Annotated in this window: 3 protein-coding genes; 1 reads left to right on the forward strand and 2 read right to left on the reverse strand. The window is 63.6% G+C overall.

Translation table 11 applies throughout. The features are described from left to right. Positions 1 to 86: 86 nt before the first annotated feature. Positions 87 to 254 carry a M48 family metallopeptidase gene (locus Q1A87_RS24410; RefSeq protein ID WP_363323069.1) on the forward strand — a complete coding sequence of 56 codons (168 nt, stop codon included), beginning with the start codon at positions 87 to 89 and terminating at the stop codon, positions 252 to 254. Between the two features lie 152 nt (positions 255 to 406). On the opposite strand, the gene Q1A87_RS23355 is transcribed toward Q1A87_RS24410, so the two are convergent. Both Q1A87_RS23355 and Q1A87_RS23360 read right to left on the reverse strand, forming a co-directional pair. Next, positions 407 to 1,069, reverse strand: a complete 663-nt coding sequence (locus Q1A87_RS23355) for an SOS response-associated peptidase (RefSeq protein WP_299657222.1) — start codon at positions 1,067 to 1,069, stop codon at positions 407 to 409. Between the two features lie 158 nt (positions 1,070 to 1,227). Next, positions 1,228 to 1,911, reverse strand: a complete 684-nt coding sequence (locus Q1A87_RS23360) for a recombinase family protein (protein ID WP_299657225.1) — start codon at positions 1,909 to 1,911, stop codon at positions 1,228 to 1,230. Positions 1,912 to 1,952 lie beyond the last annotated feature (41 nt).

The following is a 1,952-nucleotide window of genomic DNA, read 5'->3' on the forward strand; positions in this document are numbered from 1 at the left end:
ATCTCTACGACCCGCAGGAGTGCTGGAACTACTTCACTGCTGCCGGATACGCCTCGGGTTAATGCCGAAACGCTTTAGTCGTAGAGTTGGTTAAGAAACCCCGGGATTTGTTGGAGTACGTCGTGGTTCACGAGATCATCCACATACTCGCACCGACCCATAGCCCAAGGTTCTTTGATCTCCTGTCAACGTACTATCCGAGCTGGTCTGAGGCGCGCACTGATTTAAACGAGTTGCCCATTCCACAGATTTGATCTTACGGGGTTGCTATCGGGCGATGCCGCTGTGTCGGACGCATTCTCGAATGAGGTCCACCGTGTAGAGAGTTTCTTGCAGTGTTCGCGTCCGCAGCGAATGACGGCTTCCCGCCCTCCGTGTCGATCGCCGCAATGCGGAACAACGGAGGCTATCTATTGTCGTCACCATCCCTTCGCTCCCCCTCCGCTACGATCCGCAGCACATCGTCCGGTAGCGGCCGCTGCAGCGCTTTCGCCTCGTCGAACGGCGCGGTCAGCCACGCCTCCCATTCGTCCGGTTCGGTGAGGATCACCGGCATGGCCTTCGGATGGATCGCGCTCACGGTCGCGTTCGCCTCGGTAGTCAGGAACCCGTAGAGCTTGGCCGTCACCTCGCCCTCCTTCACCTTCCGCACGCTCGTCCATTCCGTCCAGATGCCGGCGAAGAACATCAGCGGACGGTCCTCGTTCCGCGCGAACCAGACCGGGGTGCGGGTCTTGTCGATCTCGACGCGGTATTCCGAGAAGCTGGTGAACGGCACGAGGCAGCGATGCTCGACGCCGAGCCAGCGCCGCCAGTGGGACGAGCCGAGATTGCGGACGTTGGTGACGCCGGGATCGGTCTTGCGGTTCTTTAAGGCGAACGTCGGCGACGGCATGCCCCACCGCATCATCGCGAGCTCGCGGCCGTCGTCGCCCTGGCGGACCACCGGGGCGGACTGGTCAGGGAAGATCGCGGGCAGGGGGGCGAGGTTGCCGGTGTTGTCCGTCATCACGTCGGCGATCTCGCGGATCGCGGCCTGGCCCCGAGTCAAGGAATACAGGTTGCAGATGGCTCACCCCTCCTCGGCTGTGGCGTTCACCTTGCCACGTCCGTCGCGGATGCGCTGCACCGTCATTCGGCTGATCCCGAACCGCCGCGCCAGCGGGGAGATCCATGACGGCCTCTTTCGCACGATCCAATGGCAGACAGTGTGGACGCTCCCGATCGTCACCAAGCATCCCGTAGAGGTTGTTCACTGACACTCTCGGCGGCGGCCAGCAGCTTCTCTCCGGCCTCCTTCAGCCCTCCGTCCGCGCGGACGTAGTGGTAGAGGGTGGAGGCGGGAATGCCGCCGAGTTCGACACAGATCGACGGTATCGAGCGGGCAGGGTCGGCCATGAGGTGTCGGGCATAGCGCAGCTTCTCCACCGTCATGATGCGAGGACGCCCGCCCATGCGGCCCCTGGCCCGTGCGGCCTTCAGCCCCTCACGTACACGCTGACGGATCACATTGCGCTCCATCTCCGCGAAGGCGGCCTGAATCTGCAAGAAAGCCCGCCCCTGCGGCGTCGTCGTGTCCATCGGCGAGTTCAGTGCCCGGAATGCAACGCCTCGCTCGGCAAGGGCGTCGATCAGGGCGACGAGTTCGGTCGCAAGTCTGCCCAGACGGTCGAGATCGAGTACGATCAGAACGTCGCCCTTGCGTAGGTAGTCGAGGCACGCGGCAAGTCCCGGCCGTTCGGAATTGCTGGCACCCTTCGCGCCCGACGCCCGGTCTTCGAACACGCGCTCACATCCCGCCTCGCGCAGGGCGTCGAGTTGGCGGTCGAGGACTTGCACGCCCTCGGCCGTCGATACCCTCGCATAGCCGATCAGTCGTAAGCGGTGGCTGCGGCCCACGTTGTCGGGCATCGGCCTGATTGCGAGATCTACCCATCTCAAGATGGGGAGTG

Origin of the sequence: uncultured Jannaschia sp. (genome assembly GCF_947494055.1) — a bacterium.
Taxonomy (GTDB): domain Bacteria; phylum Pseudomonadota; class Alphaproteobacteria; order Rhodobacterales; family Rhodobacteraceae; genus Jannaschia.